The sequence below is a fragment of the Luteolibacter sp. Populi genome (assembly GCF_040801775.1).
GTDB lineage: Bacteria > Verrucomicrobiota > Verrucomicrobiia > Verrucomicrobiales > Akkermansiaceae > Haloferula.
This window is the reverse complement of record NZ_CP161812.1, coordinates 5108634-5125064: the sequence shown is the minus strand read 5'-3', so window position 1 is coordinate 5125064 and position 16431 is coordinate 5108634. Positions and strand designations below refer to the sequence as shown.

Annotated in this window: 12 protein-coding genes; 6 read left to right on the top strand and 6 right to left on the bottom strand. The window is 61.9% G+C overall.

All coding sequences use genetic code 11. The features are described 5' to 3' along the window. Positions 1 to 54: 54 nt before the first annotated feature. Together ABWK72_RS20735 and ABWK72_RS20730 are read left to right on the top strand one after the other, a co-directional pair. Positions 55 to 498 carry an NfeD family protein gene (locus ABWK72_RS20735; RefSeq protein ID WP_367871487.1) on the top strand — a complete coding sequence of 148 codons (444 nt, stop codon included), beginning with the start codon at positions 55 to 57 and terminating at the stop codon, positions 496 to 498. A 15-nt stretch (positions 499 to 513) separates the two neighbouring features. Then, positions 514 to 1515, top strand: coding sequence for an SPFH domain-containing protein (locus tag ABWK72_RS20730; protein ID WP_367871486.1), 1002 nt, complete (start codon positions 514 to 516; stop codon positions 1513 to 1515). A gap of 184 nt (positions 1516 to 1699) precedes the next feature. Here the strand turns inward: ABWK72_RS20730 and ABWK72_RS20725 are convergent, their stop codons facing one another. Both ABWK72_RS20725 and murI read right to left on the bottom strand, forming a co-directional pair. Beyond that, positions 1700 to 2080, bottom strand: a complete 381-nt coding sequence (locus tag ABWK72_RS20725) for a hypothetical protein (RefSeq protein ID WP_367871485.1) — start codon at positions 2078 to 2080, stop codon at positions 1700 to 1702. A 14-nt stretch (positions 2081 to 2094) separates the two neighbouring features. Next, the gene (gene murI / locus ABWK72_RS20720; RefSeq protein WP_367871484.1) at positions 2095 to 2889 is read right to left on the bottom strand and encodes a glutamate racemase; all 795 of its coding nucleotides are present in this window, start codon (positions 2887 to 2889) and stop codon (positions 2095 to 2097) included. A gap of 101 nt (positions 2890 to 2990) precedes the next feature. Between murI and ABWK72_RS20715 the strand changes: the two genes are divergently transcribed. Next, positions 2991 to 4283 carry an NAD(P)/FAD-dependent oxidoreductase gene (locus ABWK72_RS20715; RefSeq protein WP_367871483.1) on the top strand — a complete coding sequence of 431 codons (1293 nt, stop codon included), beginning with the start codon at positions 2991 to 2993 and terminating at the stop codon, positions 4281 to 4283. A 230-nt stretch (positions 4284 to 4513) separates the two neighbouring features. On the opposite strand, the gene ABWK72_RS20710 is transcribed toward ABWK72_RS20715, so the two are convergent. From ABWK72_RS20710 to ABWK72_RS20700, 3 genes are all read right to left on the bottom strand, one after another. Then, on the bottom strand, positions 4514 to 4918 hold the full coding sequence (locus tag ABWK72_RS20710) for a hypothetical protein (RefSeq protein ID WP_367871482.1): 405 nt from the start codon (positions 4916 to 4918) through the stop codon (positions 4514 to 4516). A gap of 607 nt (positions 4919 to 5525) precedes the next feature. After that, positions 5526 to 7517, bottom strand: coding sequence for a c-type cytochrome (locus tag ABWK72_RS20705; protein ID WP_367871481.1), 1992 nt, complete (start codon positions 7515 to 7517; stop codon positions 5526 to 5528). Positions 7518 to 7727: 210 nt separating this feature from the next. Then, positions 7728 to 10013, bottom strand: a complete 2286-nt coding sequence (locus ABWK72_RS20700) for a DUF6797 domain-containing protein (protein ID WP_367871480.1) — start codon at positions 10011 to 10013, stop codon at positions 7728 to 7730. A 364-nt stretch (positions 10014 to 10377) separates the two neighbouring features. Between ABWK72_RS20700 and ABWK72_RS20695 the strand changes: the two genes are divergently transcribed. From ABWK72_RS20695 to ABWK72_RS20685, 3 genes are all read left to right on the top strand, one after another. After that, the gene (locus tag ABWK72_RS20695; protein ID WP_367871479.1) at positions 10378 to 11004 is read left to right on the top strand and encodes a DUF456 domain-containing protein; all 627 of its coding nucleotides are present in this window, start codon (positions 10378 to 10380) and stop codon (positions 11002 to 11004) included. Between the two features lie 593 nt (positions 11005 to 11597). Next, entirely contained in the window at positions 11598 to 14066 is a 2469-nt protein-coding gene (locus ABWK72_RS20690) for a hypothetical protein (protein ID WP_367871478.1), read from the top strand. An 11-nt stretch (positions 14067 to 14077) separates the two neighbouring features. Then, entirely contained in the window at positions 14078 to 14830 is a 753-nt protein-coding gene (locus ABWK72_RS20685; protein ID WP_367871477.1) for a hypothetical protein, read from the top strand. Between the two features lie 413 nt (positions 14831 to 15243). Here the strand turns inward: ABWK72_RS20685 and ABWK72_RS20680 are convergent, their stop codons facing one another. Beyond that, positions 15244 to 16053: a hypothetical protein gene (locus ABWK72_RS20680; RefSeq protein WP_367871476.1), complete on the bottom strand. Its 810-nt coding sequence runs from the start codon at positions 16051 to 16053 to the stop codon at positions 15244 to 15246. Positions 16054 to 16431 lie beyond the last annotated feature (378 nt).

The window sequence follows — 16431 nt, the reverse complement described above, 5'->3', positions numbered from 1 at the left end:
GTAATTCGCGGGCTCCCGGCTCCGTGTTAGATTCCAGATCGAAAACCCTCAATCATGTCACTCGACCCACAAACCCTCTGGCTCATTGTCGGACTTGTCCTGATCATGGTCGAGTTCGTGGTCCCCGGGATCGTCATCGTGTTCTTCGGCATCGGCGCGATCATCACGGCGATCACCACTTGGTTCGGCTGGACTCCGGATCTGGGAGGACAGGTGGCCGTGTTCGCGATCAGCTCCGCCGCGCTGCTGTTCGGCTTGCGGCGCTTCGTGAAGAAGTGGTTCGTGGGCCTTTCGACCAATCCGAACGGCCACGATGACGACTTCACCGGCCGCGAGGCGCGCGTGATCACCTCCCTGCCCGGCCACGGTGGCGATGGCAAGGTCGAGATCAAGGGATCCAACTGGAATGCCCGCAGCGAAGTCGCCGTGCCTGCCGGTGCCACCGTCATCATCGAACGCCGCGAGGGGCTAACCTTCCATGTCCGGCCCCGCCATTGATTTTCCTACTCCACCATGAAGTCCCTGCTCGCTTATTCCCTGCTGGCCCAAGGCGGTAACGCCTTCGGCACCATCCTCATCATCGTCCTGGTCGCGATCCTGATCGTGGCCCTGCTCATGACCGCGCGGATCGTGCCGCAGCGGCAGGCTTTCGTCGTGGAGCGGCTCGGCAAGTATCACAAGACGCTCGAAGCCGGCTTCCACATCACGATCCCCTTTATCGACCGCATCGCCTACAAGCATTCGCTGAAGGAAATCGCGATGGATGTGCCGCCGCAGTTCTGCATCACCAAAGACAACATCGCCATCGAGATCGACGGCCTGCTCTACATGCAGGTGTTGGATGCGAAGCTGGCCTCCTACGGGATCGACAACTACTACTACGCCGCTTCCCAGCTCGCGCAGACGACGCTCCGCTCGGAGATCGGCAAGCTGGAGCTCGACAAGACCTTCGAGGAGCGCGACACGATCAACGCCCAGGTGATCGAGGCGCTCGACAAGGCTTCGGAGCCATGGGGACTGAAGATCACCCGCTACGAGATCGCCAACATCAAGCCGCCGCAATCCGTGCAGGACGCGCTGGAAAAGCAGATGCGCGCCGAGCGCGAACGCCGTGCCACGATCGCCCTTTCCGAAGGCCAGCGCGAGGCCCAGATCAACGTCGCGGAAGGCCAGAAGCAGGAAGTCATCAAGCAGTCCGAGGCCAAGAAGCTGAGCCAGATCAACGAAGCCGAAGGCAAGGCCCGCGAGATCGAACTCCTCGCCATCGCCACCGCTGAAGGATTCCTGCGCATTGCCAATGCCATCGAGCAACCCGGCGGCAAGGACGCGGTGAACCTGCGCATCGCCGAGCAGTACATCATCCAGTTCGGGAATCTCGCGAAGGAGGCCAACACGCTGATCCTGCCCGCGAATCTCAGTGATATCGGTGGGGCGGTTGCGGGGCTTTCGAAGATCCTGGATAGCACGCGTCAGGGTGCCACCACCTCTTCGATTATCCCGCCGCCCCTTAGGTAGGCCGCTCGGGTTCCTGTCCGATCCGTCTCCCTCCCCTATGGCGGTCGGACGGATCGGACGGGGGCTTACAAGCCCACCCACATGATCCGGCCCGGGGACTTCGCGAGGGAGCGCGAAGCGAAGGTTCCGGGGAGTTCTGAGTTTCGGCGTCTTATCAGAAAGCCTTATAAGACCCGTCAACTCGTCAACTCGTCAATTCTCCCGTTACCAGATTGTAGGTCTCGCCTTCGTCGCCTCGGATGTCGGCCTGTAGCAGGGTCGCCAAGGCGGACGCGCCGGCCCAGACGGGATGCGAAGGGTCGTTGTTGACCCACTTTGCGGAAAAAGCAGCGGAGTTTTCACCCCATCGAAACACCGGACTCCAGATGCTTTCTCCGGGAAAGAATACTTCCGCATCCCCCGCACGACCGGCTATCCTGATTCCCTCACCTGTGACTGGATTAGCCAGCGTCGCCTCTTCCTGGCTGAGGCGGAGACCAAGGGTAGCTTCCACCGCTTCGCACCATTCGCGGTATGAGATCGGTGTCGAATCTTCCTTACGTTCGATGTGCAGATCGTAGGCCATTGTGGAGGAGATGCTTAAAGGCTCACCCGCATGATCCGGCCTGGTGACTTCGCGAGGAAGCGGCGGGCGAGGTCTTCGAACTGATCGGAAAGGTCGGTGAGGTGGATCTCCAGCTTGCCGGAGTTTTCGTCGGCGAGGAGCTCGAGCTGGGTGAGCTCGCTCTTCACGTGCTCCGCGCAGGTGGTGGCGGAGTCGACGAGGCGGACGCCGGCGGGCAGGAACTTTTCGAGGACCGGGACCAGCAGCGGGTAGTGGGTGCAGGCCAGCAGCAGGGTATCGATCCCGCGGTCGAGCATCGGGTCGAGGTAGGTGTGCAGCGCGGCGAGGGTGGAGGGGTGGTCGAGCCAGTCTTCTTCCACCAAGGGCACCAGCAGGGGCGCAGCGGTGGCGTGGAGGATCAGGCCGGTGCGACGCAGGGCGAGGGCGTGCTGGTAGGCGTGCGAGCGCACCGTGCCGCGGGTGGCGATGATCCCGACGCGCTGGGCCTGCGGGTCGGCGAGGACCGCTTCCACGCCGGGCTCGATCACACCGATGATCGGAATCTGGTAGCGCTCCTGGAGCGAGGGCAGGGCGTGGGCAGTCGCGGTATTGCAGGCCACCACCACGGTCTTCACGCCGCGGTCGAGGAGGAAGCGGACGTCCTCGTGGGAGAATTGGCGGATCGTTTCCGGGCTCTTGGAGCCGTAGGGGACGCGGGCGGTATCCCCCAGATAGACAATGTCTTCCGCAGGCAGGAGCTGCTGGACGGCGCGGACCACCGTCAGTCCGCCGACACCTGAATCGAAGATCCCCAAAGGGGCGTTGCGCATGACGGCGAGGAAAGCCCGGAAAGCGCGGTGCGGGAAGCGGAAAGAGGGCTTTGCCTTTGCATCCCTGACCTTTCGCAGCTACGAAACGGCGTGTGAACAGAATGATCGACGTTGCGATCGTGGGCAGCGGCCCGGCGGGCTGCACCTTGGCGGCCCTGCTTGCCCTGCGCGGGATCAGGTGCTTGGTTTTCGACGATGACAAGCGCCCCGAATTGCTGGTCGGCGAGTCGCTGCTGCCGCGGGTGGTGAGCCTGATGCGGCGGCTGGGGATCGAGGACCGCGCCAAGGCCTTTTCCCAACACAAGCCGGGCGTGGGCTTCATCGCGCGGGATGGCAGCCGGCTCGATTTCTTCTTCCCGCCCACGCCGGTCAAGGGCGTGCCGAACTACGCCTACAATGTCCCCCGGCCGCAGTACGACAACCTGCTGCGAGCCCGTGCCGAGGAGCTGGGCGTGACCTTCGTGAAGAGCCGCGCGCAGCTCGAACCCGGCACCGATGGGCGGGAAATCCAGCTCGCGGAGGCCAGCCTTGCCACCGTACCGGAACTCCAAGGCCGGCACCCGAAGTTGCTGGTGGACTCCACCGGCCGGGCGCGGGTTTTCGCCAAGGTGATCGGCCTCGGGGCGCAGCGCGGCAAGCGCAACGATGTGGCGTATTTCGCGCACTTCGAGGACTTCGACGTCGAGGCGAAGCGCGAGGGCCAGGCGGTGATCACCACCCTGAGCCGCGGCTGGAGCTGGCGGATCCCGCTGCCGGGCCGGCTATCGGTCGGCGTGGTGGTGGACAAGTCCGCGGCCAAGGAACATGGCGAGACCGCCGAGGAGCGGCTGGAATCGATCATCGACTCGGAGAAATTCCTCGGCCCTGCCGGAAAGGGCCGCCGCCGGGTGAGCCCGGTGATGACTTACACGAACTACCAGCTGATCTCCGAGCGCGGCCACGGTCCGGGCTGGGTGGCGGCGGGCGATGCTTTCGGGTTCGTGGACCCGATGCTCTCGCCGGGCCTGTTCATGGCGATGCACTCGGCGGATCTGATCGACCAGCACGCGTTTTCCAAAGGGGCGGCCATTCTTGATCAGCCGGAGCGGCTGGCGAGGGCGTTCGACAAGGTTTTCGCGGAACTGATCGACTGGCACGAAGCCTGGTCGGAACTGATTGAGTATTTCTACGATGGCCGGATGTTCGCCCTGCATTCCGCGGGGGAGCAGCTTTCCCAGAAGTATGGGGAATCGGCATTTCCCCGGATCATGGAGCGGCATCTGACGACGCAGATCACGCGGCTGCTCTCAGGAGTGGCGACGCGCAGCCGCTACGGCAGGCGCTTGCTGAAGTTCTCGCTGAAGCACCTGGTGTGGGATGTGGACCCGGCGGAGAACTTCGCGATCCGGGCGTGAGGGAAGGCGGGGCAGGTGCGGCTTGATAGCCGGTCTAACGCGTCAGCGCCTGGGACCGCGGAGGCACTGCCCCGCAGAAGCAACCGTGGCAGCGCTACACATCGCGGCGTGGGAGTGGAGAGCGCCGTTGCTTGGCTGCTTACCTTTGCGTGTCCACGGCAGCGAGGGACCATTCTGCGGGGCAGAGCCTCCGCGGTCCCGGGCGCTGGCGCGTCAGACGGGACGCGGCCTTATGGCAACTCTTGCCAGGTGGCTTCCGAGGGCTGGAATTTGCCAGTCGCGAGGCCGGCGGCCTCGCGGACGGTGCGCTCAACGGCGACCCGGTCCATGGAATAGGTGCGGACCATGCGGGAGCGAAAGACATCCAGCGCCAGGCGCTCGGTGACTTTCACATTGGCGCGGATCCGGTGCTTGCCGCCGTAAACCTCACCGGCAGGGCGGATCGAGGTGAGGATGAGCCGGGTGCCGTCGGGAGTGAAGAGATTCTGGCCGAGGCTATCGAAGCTCGGGGTTTCCGAAACTTCCACGACGACCTCCCGCCAAGTTTCCGTGCGCAGGCCGAGTTGGGTCGAGCCGAAGTAACTGCCTGATACGAGGCCGGCTGCGCCGAGGCCCATGAGAATCGTTTTGATCATGTAACTGCTGTTTCCGCGGTGAGAGCAGCGGGTGTTCCAAATAAGGGGGTCTGCGTATTTCTGCTGATGAATGGGGCTGAGAAATGAGAGGCGGTGCCATGAGGGCGGGCGGAAAGCGTTGGCTGCACCGATGCCGGGATAGGAGCCGTGAACAGGGGCAGAAATGTCACTTGCCCCTCGGGGAACGTGGCCGGTGATTCCGGAGGTGTTGTCCATGCGTGGCCTACGAGCCCGCCTTCAGCGAGGTGGTAGCCTGCTCTGCCCGTTGCCCGTATCGCGCCAGTCTGACGCGTCAGCGCCTGGGAGCGCGGAGGCGCTGCCCCGCAGAAGCAGCCGCGGCAGCGTTATACATCGCGTGGTGGGAGTGGAGAGCGCCGTTGCTTGGCTGCCTACCTTTGCGTGTCCACGGCAGCGAGGGACCGTTCTGCGGGCCGGGTGGCTTCGCGGTCCCAGGGGGGCGTCCGTTGTTGGGGGCGTCGGGATTGTCGGAAAGACGTCTAGGTGGGTAATGCGGGCAGTTCGCGGTGCTTCACGGCAGCAGGCTGCCTGCCTACAGCGGCAGCGGGCTGCCGCTGTCCACGGTCGCTACGCGACTGCGAGAGGCCCGCTACTCGGGCTTCTGGAGGTATTGCCAGAGGGCGTCGAACTGCTTCAGCGCGTCGCCATCCAGTTCGGGGCGCTGGGATTTGCCGTCTTCGGCGTAGCGGGGCATCTTGGTAGAGGGGGTGATTGAGACGGGGTTGTCGATCCAGCGGGTGAACCACTCCTGGCGCAGGCGCTCGTGGGAGAGGGCGAAGTTGATCCCTTCGACCTCGAAGGCGGCGGTCGGTTTGACGGGGCCGACGCCGTGGCAGGTGGTGCAGCCGAAGCCTTCCGCGCCAGCCAGCTTCTTGCCGATTTCGGCGAGGGCCTTGTCGGGATTGGCGGGTTCGGCCTTGCCGGGGACGACGCCGTGGATGGCGGCGAAACCGTTTGACAGGCCGGCGGCATAGGTCGGGAAGCCGGGCATCCGCATGTCCAGCCAGGTGCGGGGCTTGGGCTTCGCGGTGCCGGCGATCATCGACTCGATGTACGATGAGTGCAGCATTTCCCCGATGTAGGTCAGGTGCGGGCGGGATTGGTCGAGCTTGTCGTTCTCGCCGTGGACGTGGGCGACCAGTTCCTTGGAATCGAGGTGGACGGAGTCGAGCAGGGACGGCTTGCCATCGATGCCGTGGCAACTGGTGCAGCGCAGGGCCTGGATCTTGGCGGTGGTGTATTCCGCGGGGACGTGGCGGCCGAGCGATTCGCTGCTCTTCTCGTGCTTGGCGAAGGCGATGAGGGAGGCGCGTTCGTCATCGCTGAGCGCGAGCTTCGGGACCTTGCCGCCGTGCTTGCCGGAGACGCAGCCATTGGCGGACCAGTCCTTCTTGAAGGTGTCGGCCAGATTGGGCGCGGCCAGCGGGTTGAGCGGCAAACCGGCGTGGCAGGCACCGCAATTCAGGGCAGCGATGAGGGCAGTGCCCTTGGCGGCGTCGCCCTTCGGAAAGCCGGAGGGCTTCTGCTCGACCTTGCCGGATTGCTCGAGCAGGTAGGCGGCGAGGGAGTTCGCCTCGTCATCGTTCAGCGCGAAGTTCGGCATGCCGATGTGGCCGAAGAGGCGCTCCGGCTGCTTGAGGAAACCGGCGAGGGCGCCCGGCTTGAACTTGGCGGCGACATTGTGGAGCGGCACGCGACCCTTCAGAGCATCCTCCGCGGGAACCGCCTGCGGGCCGGTGTGGCACGCGGCGCAGCCGAGGCGGTGGAAGTGCTCGCCACCCTTCTGGGCCAGTGCCTTGTCCGGCGCGGCGGGGGCGGGATTGGTCTTGAGGGCCACCAAATAGGCGGCGATGTCCGCGGCCTGCTGCTTGCCTTCCGGGGTGGAGGCATCGACCAGCGCGGGCATCCGGGTGTCCGGGCGCAGCGAGGATGGATCGGCGACCCAGCGGGCCAGCCACTCCTCGTTCAAGCGGTCGCCGGATTCGAAGAGGATCGGGCCGGTTTCCTGGAAGAGCGGGTTGAGGGCGGTCTTGCCCTCCATGTCGAAGTGGCACTTCGAGCAGTGGTTCTCCGCGAAGAGCAGGCGGCCCTGGCGGACCGGATCGGCGGCGGGAGCGCCGGCGAAGGCGGTCGGCGGGACGCTCTGACGCGGGAAGGAGGCTTCCTTCCAGAAGAGGCGGAATTGTCCGGTGCCGTCCGGCTTCGAGCGGTAGGTGATGCTGACCTCGTGCTCGCCCTTGTTGAGGCGAGTGCTGGCGGAAGCGGTCGCGCCGAACTTGCCCTCCTCCTTGTGCAGTTCCTTGCCATCGACGGTCAGGGTGGCCTTGCCCTCGCCCTCGAAGGAGAACTCCAGACGCAGCCGTTCGGTGAGGACCATCTTGCCGGTCCAGGTCACGCCGAACTCCCCGGCGGGGAGGAAGGGCGTGGCGGATTCACCGGCATTGACCAGCAGGGCTGGCAGACGGTCGGAGCGGGTGTCTTTTGCGCCGCCACCCTCGAAGGTGGCGGTCAGTTCGGCACGGGCCGCCGCGGTCAGGAGCGACAGCGGCAGCGCGAGGCGGGCAAGGAGGAGCGTTCTCATGCGAGTACGTAATTTGGCGCGCCCATGGATTTTGGAAACCGCGAATGGACGCGAATGGACGCGAATTTCAGAAAGGGAATGGGGCGAACTGTGGACAAGCGGAATCAAGCGTCGAACTTGCAGGCCAAAAGGCTGTTTCCATTCGCGTCCATTCGCGGTTAAAAAACCTCCCCTGCAAAGGCGCTGCCCTTGCAGGGGAGAGCGGGAACTTTACTTGCCCATCTTGCGGACGGTGGCGTGCAGGTCGCCCTTCAGGACGACGCCATCGGCGCTTTCGAGATCCCAGGAGACCTTGAGCTGCATGGAAGGCTTGTGGCCTGCCAGGTCGAGCTCCACGGTCTTGCCATCGGGCAGGAGGCGGGCGGCGGTGACTTCCACGGTGTCGCGGGTGTGCTGCTCCTTGGATTCCTTGCCGAGCGCGACCTTCCTGGCTTCCTCGTCCGGCTTATCGACGGAGAATTCGCCGGAACCGTATTGGGGGCCGCGGACGTAATCCCAGCGGGAAGCGGTGTAGCTCTGCGGATCGGCGGCGAGTTCCTTGTCGAGGGCTTCCTCGAAGCGCAGGCGGACGCCGGTGGCGGTGATCTCCAGCTTGTCCGGGACGGTGACGGGAGCGCCGGTATAGCGGATGCGCTGGAAGGCGGTCTCGTTCGCGGCATTCGTCTGCCAGCCGCGGAAGCCGGCGACGTAGAGCGAGCTGTCCTGGTGGAAGCGGGCGCGCATCGCGGAGGAAGCGATATTCACCGGCAGCTTGACCACCCCGCCCTGCAGGGTGCCATCGACGCTGGCGTTCAGGACGCGGAAGAGCGAGGAGGTGCCGTAGGAAAGGTGGATCAGCTCGCCGGGCTTGAGGCCGAACTTGGCGTCCTTCGGAACCCAGACCTGGGAGCCGCCGGAGTTGTCCACATCCATCGGCAGGTAGCAGAGCGGCTCGGTGTAGGGGGCGTCCTTGAGCGTCTGGCGGCTCGGCTCGGTGCCGAAGAAGGCCGGGCGCTGGGCGGCGGTGATGTAGTTGATCTTGCAGCAGGGCTGCCAGGTGCCTTCGTTTTCACCGGTGGTGATTTCACCGTTCGGGCCGACGCCGACGCCGCCGGGGGCGCGCAGGCCGGTGGCGATGACCTCGAAGCTGGAGGCGTCCTTGGAGACGCGCATCACGGTGCCGTGGTTCGGGAAGATGGTATCGAAGCCGCGGCCGCCGGGGCGGACCGGGGCGGCCTTCGAGAAGTAGAAGTTGCCGTCGGTATCGGTCTGGAGGTCGAAGGCGAACTCGTGGAAGTTCGGCGAGACCGCGACGCCATTGAAGAAGCACTCGAAGTAGTCGGCGTTGCCGTCGTTGTTGAGGTCGTGGAGCTTGGTGAGCTGGTCGCGGCCGTGGACGTAGATGGTGCCGTCCACCACCTTGACGCCGAGCGGCTCGAAGAGGCCGGCGGCGAAGCGACGCCACTCCAGCTTGGAGAGATCGCCCTTAAGGCCCTTCACGATCCAGATGTCGCCGTTCCAGGTGGAGATGGCGGCGGAATCCTCATCGATGAAGTCGAAGCCGCAGAAGCGGATGTTCGACTTCCAGGGGTTCTCTTCCGGCAGGCCGAGGCTGTCGGTGACCCAAGGGGACTTGGTATCGGTGCTGAGGGTGCCCTTGGTGGTGATGGTGTCCTTCCAGAGCGGGTCGCCGCCCTTGGTCAGGCCGACGAGGGAGAGCTGGGTCACGGTCTTGGCCACGCCGCCGCGGTTGTAGCTGAGGGTGGCGGTGGTGGGACCGGTGGAGGGAGCAAGCGTGGCCGTGAGGCGGTTGCCTTCTGCCTTCAAGCCGGTGATGGCCCCTGCGGACGCGACGGAAAGGTTGTTGGCGGATTTGGCGGCGGCGCCTTCGACCGTGAAAGCGCTGTCATCTGCCACCAGCAGGGCCAGCGGCTTGTCGTGCTGGCCGATCTCGAAGAAGCGGGTGAGGCCGTCCGGGCCGGACTCGAGGTGCTCCAGCACGCGGGTGCCGTTCACGGTGTATTCGAAGACGATGCGGGTGCCGGAGCGGAAGAGGCCCTTGTATTTGGCGTGCGGGATGTTGCCGCAGGCGGCGGTCACCTGGCTGGCCTTGCGGTCGGCGGTGTAAACCGTGAAGGGCATCTGGGTGCGCTTGTCCGCAAAGGAGCCGGTTTCATCCGCCCAGCCGGGCCCGGGGACGGAGTTGAAGATCAGATCCTTGTCGTTGGCGATCTTCACCAACGCCCCGTGGGAACCGGTCCAAGGGGTGCCGCCCCAGAGGACGCCGCCCTTGTAAACGCTGACGATGCGCAGGGTCTCCGTATCGAAGAGGGCGCGGGTGCCATCGCCGAGATCGACGAGGACGCCTTTCACGGCGGCGATTTGCTCCTTACCGTCGAAGGTGCCAGCGAAGGAATTGCTCCAGGCCGGGCCGATTTGCATTTCCTGGTACCACTCCGCGGAATGGGCGGGAATGGCGGCGGCGGCGAGGACGAGCGGTGCGAAATACGAGCGCATGAGTGCTTGGTTACGTCTGAGGTGCAGAACGGGTTTACGCCGGGGTGGAAAAGTGATCATTTCTGACAAGACTTGTCCGGACCCCGCATGGACGGGGTCCATACCGGGGTGTGAAAACGGGTTTAGCAAGTCCGGGGTGCGTTCAAAACGGGAAGGAATTCAAAATCACTAATCACTAATCTTCTAATCATAAATCAGACTGCGCTGCGCGGCTTGGAAGCAGGGAGGCGCTGCCGCGCCATGGAAAAGTAGGCAGTTGCATGAAAACGCTGGCGCGGCAGCGCCTCCATCCCCTCTTCCCGCACAGCGGCACTTCGATTTATGATTAGAAGATTATTGATTAGTGATTTCCGCGAATGTGCGGATGGAATCCGCCTCCCAGTTTGGAGCGGCACCGGGAATCCCTAGACCTGCGGGGGAATCCCGCTACTCTCCCGCCGCGATGTGGAACACGGTTTGGCAGGCGATCACGCATTGGGGCGGCTGGCATCCCGTGGGCGTCACCCTCGCCTGGGTGGTCACCGGCTGTCTGCTGATTGCCGGGCTGGTCGGCTGCATCATCCCGATCCTGCCGGGGCACCTGATCATCGTTTTCGCGGCGATCGCGCACCGCTTGATGCTGGGCCGGGAGGGCTCCGGGATGGAGTGGTGGACTTTCGTGATCCTGACGGTGCTGATGACCCTCTCGCAGGCGATCGAATTCGCCGCCGGGGCTGCGGGCACGAAGCGCTTCGGCGGGACGAAGTGGGGCGCGTGGGGGGCCTTCGCCGGCGGGATCGTCGGGATGTTCTTTTTCCCGGTCGGGCTGCTTGCCGGGCCCTTGATCGGTGCCTTCCTTTTCGAGAAGGGATTCGCGAAGCAGGAGATGAGGCCTGCGGCAGTCTCGGGCGTGGGCTCGGTGGTCGGAACGGTGGCCGGGATGGGCGTGAAGATGGCGATCGGGGCCGTGATGATCGCTTGGTTCTTCGTGGATTGTTTCTGGGTGGGGTGAGTTTGAAGCAGCCCCGCTCCAACAAAACCTGCCGATCTACATTAATCTATCATGAGGATTGAGAGCAGCAAAGATACCGGTTAGCTCGGCTCCAGTGTTTTGACTCGACTTGCGACAGCGGGGAGCACATTTCATGCAGCCTCGTTTTCGAACTCTTGTGGTCTGCGTTTCTCGTTTTGTCCGCTACGCTTTGTCACAAGAGAGCCCTCTCGTAAAGACACGCGATGAATGCCTTAATATCCTTCCTTTCCGGACTTCTCTTGGCCACCTCATGCTCCGGCGATGAGCTACTACCTCGGCATTGGCTTGAGAAGGTGACCGCTACCGATGGCTCTGCTCAGCAATGCCTCGTCTTTCAGAGCACGCCCGGGGTGAACTATCGCGTCGAGATCTCCGGAGATCTGAGGACATGGAGTATGGAGCGGGAACTTTATGGCATGGGACACGAGTTTGTTGTGCCTCTGCGCGAACTAGCCCCTCCTCCCGGCGGAGGGCCCCCGCCACCCTACGTTTACGCTCCTTTTTCGTATGTTACCCTCTGTCTGCAAGCATCCTCCGGTCCTGGCGGAGGCACGGTTGCTTCATGGCTTTCCTTGAGCGACCACCGGCCCATCACCGTATTGCTTCCCGGAGCAATGGATCCCGCGTGGTCGTCGGTTCCCTTATTTGTCGAGAAATACGACGGCTATCTAATTTTCGTGAGCCACCCGGGCTATCCGGTGGCACCTCCCGTGTCGAATCCAGCTTTGGCATCGGCGGATGAGGCTTTTCTTGGGATTCTGAGCGACCGTCTTGACGACATGAATCTGGCGGTGGCCACATCCGCCTCGCACGCTCGCAATGTTCCTGACCCCGCTGCTCCAGCTTCCAATTCAAGGCGTTTTTGGCGGATCAATGCGGACTGGAGTGCTGATTCCGATGGCGATGGTAGTCCCGATTGGGCCGAGTTTCAGATGGCATCCCAGTCCGGACATGGATCGCAAGCAGCGGCCAACGCCTTCAACAGCGATACGAACGGCGACGGCAACATCGATCAACTCGACAACGACGAAGATGGAATTGCCGACGCTGAAGATGCCGATTTGAAAACCTCGCTGGTGGATTGGGAGAGAACCCCTGAGCCGCGATTCGCGGTTTTCCCGGTTGCCCGGCCTATCGATGAATGGGGGGAGTCGGAATCCCCCTTTCAAGTTACCGATCAAGGATTTGCCGTGTTTCCCTACGGAATCTGGAGAAACGGAAGCTACACTGAAATTCGGAACAGCTCCAGCGTGATGTACTGTAGGATTGACGGCGTTTCATCTTTCCTGGGGAGAATCGTCGGCAGCGGCACTTACGATCACGATGGAGATGGCCTACCGACATTGAATTGTCACGTCATGTGGTCGGATCCTGCCAGCCTACCCCAGCCGGTCGGCAGCGGGGAGGATTTTGCCTTGGGAGCTTTCCCGGGAATTCCGAACCCGAGACATTTTGTAGGGGATGATCTAGGAATCATCGCCAATGTAAGGAACGAGGACGGAAGCCTTACCTTAGAACGCTGGATTTTACCTTGGCTTCCGGATAGCGGATTCACCCACTCCCCGGTCCCAGCCTGGGCCCACTCGTCCATCAATTCCGGTCTCATGTGGGGCTACGGGAACCAAGCGATCATCAACAACACGGAGGTGACCCTGCCCTCACCACCGTCTAAACTGATAGTCACACCGGGCAACTCCGTGATTGGCTTGGGCATGGATGACGGATTCCCGATGGTGTATCGCGGAAATGGTTGGGCGGGTGGGGCAAAAGTGTTCGGGAAGCTAGCTCATTTTTCGAGATCCGGATTCGGTGCCACCTTTTTGCCCACGGGAATTTGGAATAACGGAAAGACCGTGCCCGTCACGGCGGCCGCCCCCGGAATTCCGGCAGGTTGGAATTATGGGGGGATCATTGATATGAGCGATTTCGGGAATGTCCTCCTCGTTAGCGCCAATCACAATGACTATGCGTTCGGCACTCCGATTTGCTTGGAGGACAACGAGCCAGCGAGAGGCGTGGATAATATTTCGATCGGGAGCACGGACCCCGGGGAGGGAGTCGCCAACAAACTCTGGGTGATGGCTCCAGCCGGAGGTACCAATTCCTTCAAATTCGTTACGAACGCCAACCCGGATTGCTTGCTTCATCTGAATCTTTCCGCTGCGTCTCTATCAACCGGAGTTTTGTCTTCAAACGAGCAGGATGTGGAAATCAGTGCGGCTCTGGGGGCCTCATCGCAGGACGTGAGCATCGAAATCAAGAATGGCACAGGCACCTCCCTCTCCTCTCCGGTCGGCGTTAAAGTGATGAAGAAGAGAACCGTAAAGGTGAAGGTCTGGCCAATCAAGCGGCAGTTCGGGGGGCAGTCCGCGGAGCCGGTTTATGTGCCAACGAAGGCCGACTTGGATGGATATTTAAACAACATTTTCAAGGACCAAATTAACATTGAATTCAATTGCGACGTGGCAACCCCGGTGGCCATACAATTTGAAGAATCGTCTCCCGATCCGACGGATTACGGCGGGCCCTCCGGATACTCTTTTCCCCCTGATTTTGGTCATGGCGAGCTAAACATGGCCGATGAATTTGAAGGTGAAGCTGGTGCCGTGGCCAATCAGGCGGACCCGTCGAGTCACATTAACATCTATTTGGTGGGTGGAGTGAATCAAGGGCGTGACGTGATTTGGAATCCCGTCCATAATACACCGGCAACTTTTCCTCCTTGGGTCGGATCCACCGATGTTGAAGGTCGTCGCTGCTGGGTCGTCGGGGGTACTGCTGGTCAAACGTCTGGACTCACGAAAGAGTCGATTTTGGGTACGATATCCCACGAGATTGGTCACGTTCTGCTGGGCCTAGGTCATCCCAATGAAGATAAGGAACAGGCTCGAGGCATCGCTCCCTTGCCAGGGACGGATCATGTTCACCGTCTGATGTGCAGCGGAGAAAAGAGGAAAAAAGACGGGACTTCCAAGCTTCTTGTTAAAGCGGAGTGGGACGAAGCGGACAAGCGCATGTCCCGATTTATTCCAGCAAATTAGAATCACCCCGAATGAAATTTTCTTTGTTCCTCATTTTAATTGTAGCCCTTTCGAGTATTCTCAGGTCCGCAGAAATTTCGCAGGAAGAAATGGCAGCGATTCGTCGGGACTTTGCGGAATGGAGGGCCGTTGCAGGGAGAGTTTCCTCCAATCCAACCAAAGAAGGCATCCTCCAACTTGGTGAGGGTCTGAGTAAGCTAGAATTGGAAAGTACTTATCCTGTGGACGAGAGATTCGTAGTTCAGGAAGAACTGCGCAGGGTGATGCTGTCGGTCCCAAATCATGGAGATGTTTTCGCTGAAGCGCTTGAGAAGGCGATTCAATCGGAATTTTCCCACCTCCGCGGTGAATCGACCGCGCCAGGGGCGCTGGCAGAACGCGCTTGGCTCTTTGCAACTCTTCAGGAAATTCCCTCGCCCCAGTGTGTCGGGTTGCTAGGGGGACTGCTCGAAGATGATCGTGATCCTTGGAAAGACGTCCCGCGGACCGATGTGGGAAAGCCTACCATCAACTCCATGCGTGCGACCCGAGCCTTGAACCAACTTGGCATCGAAGGGGTGCCGGAAATTTCTTTGAAGAAAAGGCGGGACCGGGAGGCTGCCCGGGAGCAATGGAGGCTTTGGTTTGCCCAAGTGAAGGCAGGAACCCGGACCTTCCGCTTCAAGGGCGATCCGCAGGAATACAATTTGAAGGGGCCGGTGAACCCGGTTGCCCCCCCCCCTCCACAGCTCAAGCGGGAACAGCCTTTCCGGAGGTTCCTCTAGCATCAGCGAGTTCCGGCGAGAAGTCCCCATCCGGCCGTTGGCCGCTATGGACCGCTTTGGCCGCCGTGGTGATGGCGGCAATAGTCTTCCTTAAAAAGCGCCGGATCGCGTGACGGAACGGTGGCCGGGATGGGCGTGAAGATGGCGATCGGGGCAGTGATGATCGCTTGGTTCTTCGTGGATTGTTTCTGGGTGGGGTGAGTTGGAGTGGAGATGGGATACCAATTGCCTGAACTTACATGACTCCTTGGAGCTACCCGCAATCACCACGGATTTGAACGGATTTACGGATTTAGAAAGCGCCGCCCTCGCGGGGTAAGGTGTCGCGATTCTTCAGCAAACCTGACGGGGAGCCAAAAAAACCGGAGCTGGTGGCTCCGGTTCTCTTTTTATGAAGGTCTGTTAGATCGATCTTACCTGCGGCGACGTGCGATCAGCAGGAGGCTGCCGAGGAGGGCGACGGCGATGGCGGAGGGCTCGGGGATCGGTTCGATGGTGACATCGTAGCCGCCGCCGTCCGGGCGGAAGTGAACGTATTCGTCCGCACCGACCGGGAGATCCCCATAGCCCGCATGGGAGGCCCAACCTTCGGTGGTTTCGTAGCCGGGCAGGGTGGCGAAGCCGCCGGTTCCCTTGTCGAGGCCGATCATGATGTCGGCGGGCAGGTTGAAGTTCTCGATATCGCCGTAGCTGAAGGCGATGTCCCCGGCGTTGAAGGAGATGCCATTGAGTGTGGCAGCGGCATTGAAGTAAATCGCCTGGAAGGTGGCGACGAAGCCTTCGTTGCCCAGACCTCCCTGCATGTTCACCCAGGTGACGGCATTGTAGCTGGAGCCGGAGCCGGTGTTCTGGATCACCTGGCTGGCGGCCCCGAGGGACAGATCCGTCCACATCGGCGAGATGCGGATGATGGGGGATGTGCCAAACGCGGTGGGAGCGTAGTCTCCGGAACCATCGCCGCTGCCGAAGTAGATGTGGCCGTTGAAGCTGATGCGCGGAAACGGGTCTGAGAGGGACTCGCCGAAGAAAGGGGCGTCGAAGGACTCGCCGCTAGTGGCGAACCCGTCGTCTTTGTCAGAAGGACCGACGGACGCCGAGCCGAGGACCGTGCCACCGGTGTAATCCAGAAGCAGGGTAGCGGAGGCGGGAGAGGCGAGGCCGATGAACCCGAACGCGGCGATGGCTTTGGTCAGGGCGTGAATGGCAAAGGGTGATTTGGACATAGGTGTTAGGGCGCCGGGAGGATGTTGGTTTAATATCTTCAGGGCAAGATGAAATCTCCTGAGGTTGTGCATACGTCCTCCTATCTCGCTTCTCGGGAAATCCGAAGAACTGGAAATCGAGGGACAGGAGGCTCGCGACTCACGGGATGGACGCAGATGAAGAAGATAGGGACCAGGATGGATGGGATGGATGGGATGAAGAAAAAGGCCGTGGATCTGCATTTCTGGATGAAGTCCCATCTATTCATTCCATCCTGGTCCCAATCCGGCCGTGCGGTTGATCCCTGTTTACGAGGGCTTCAGCGAATCTGACGGAGAGCCCTTTTTCAGACGGTCTCCGGGGTGAGCGGAGCCTGCCCGCCCGGAATTTTACAACTT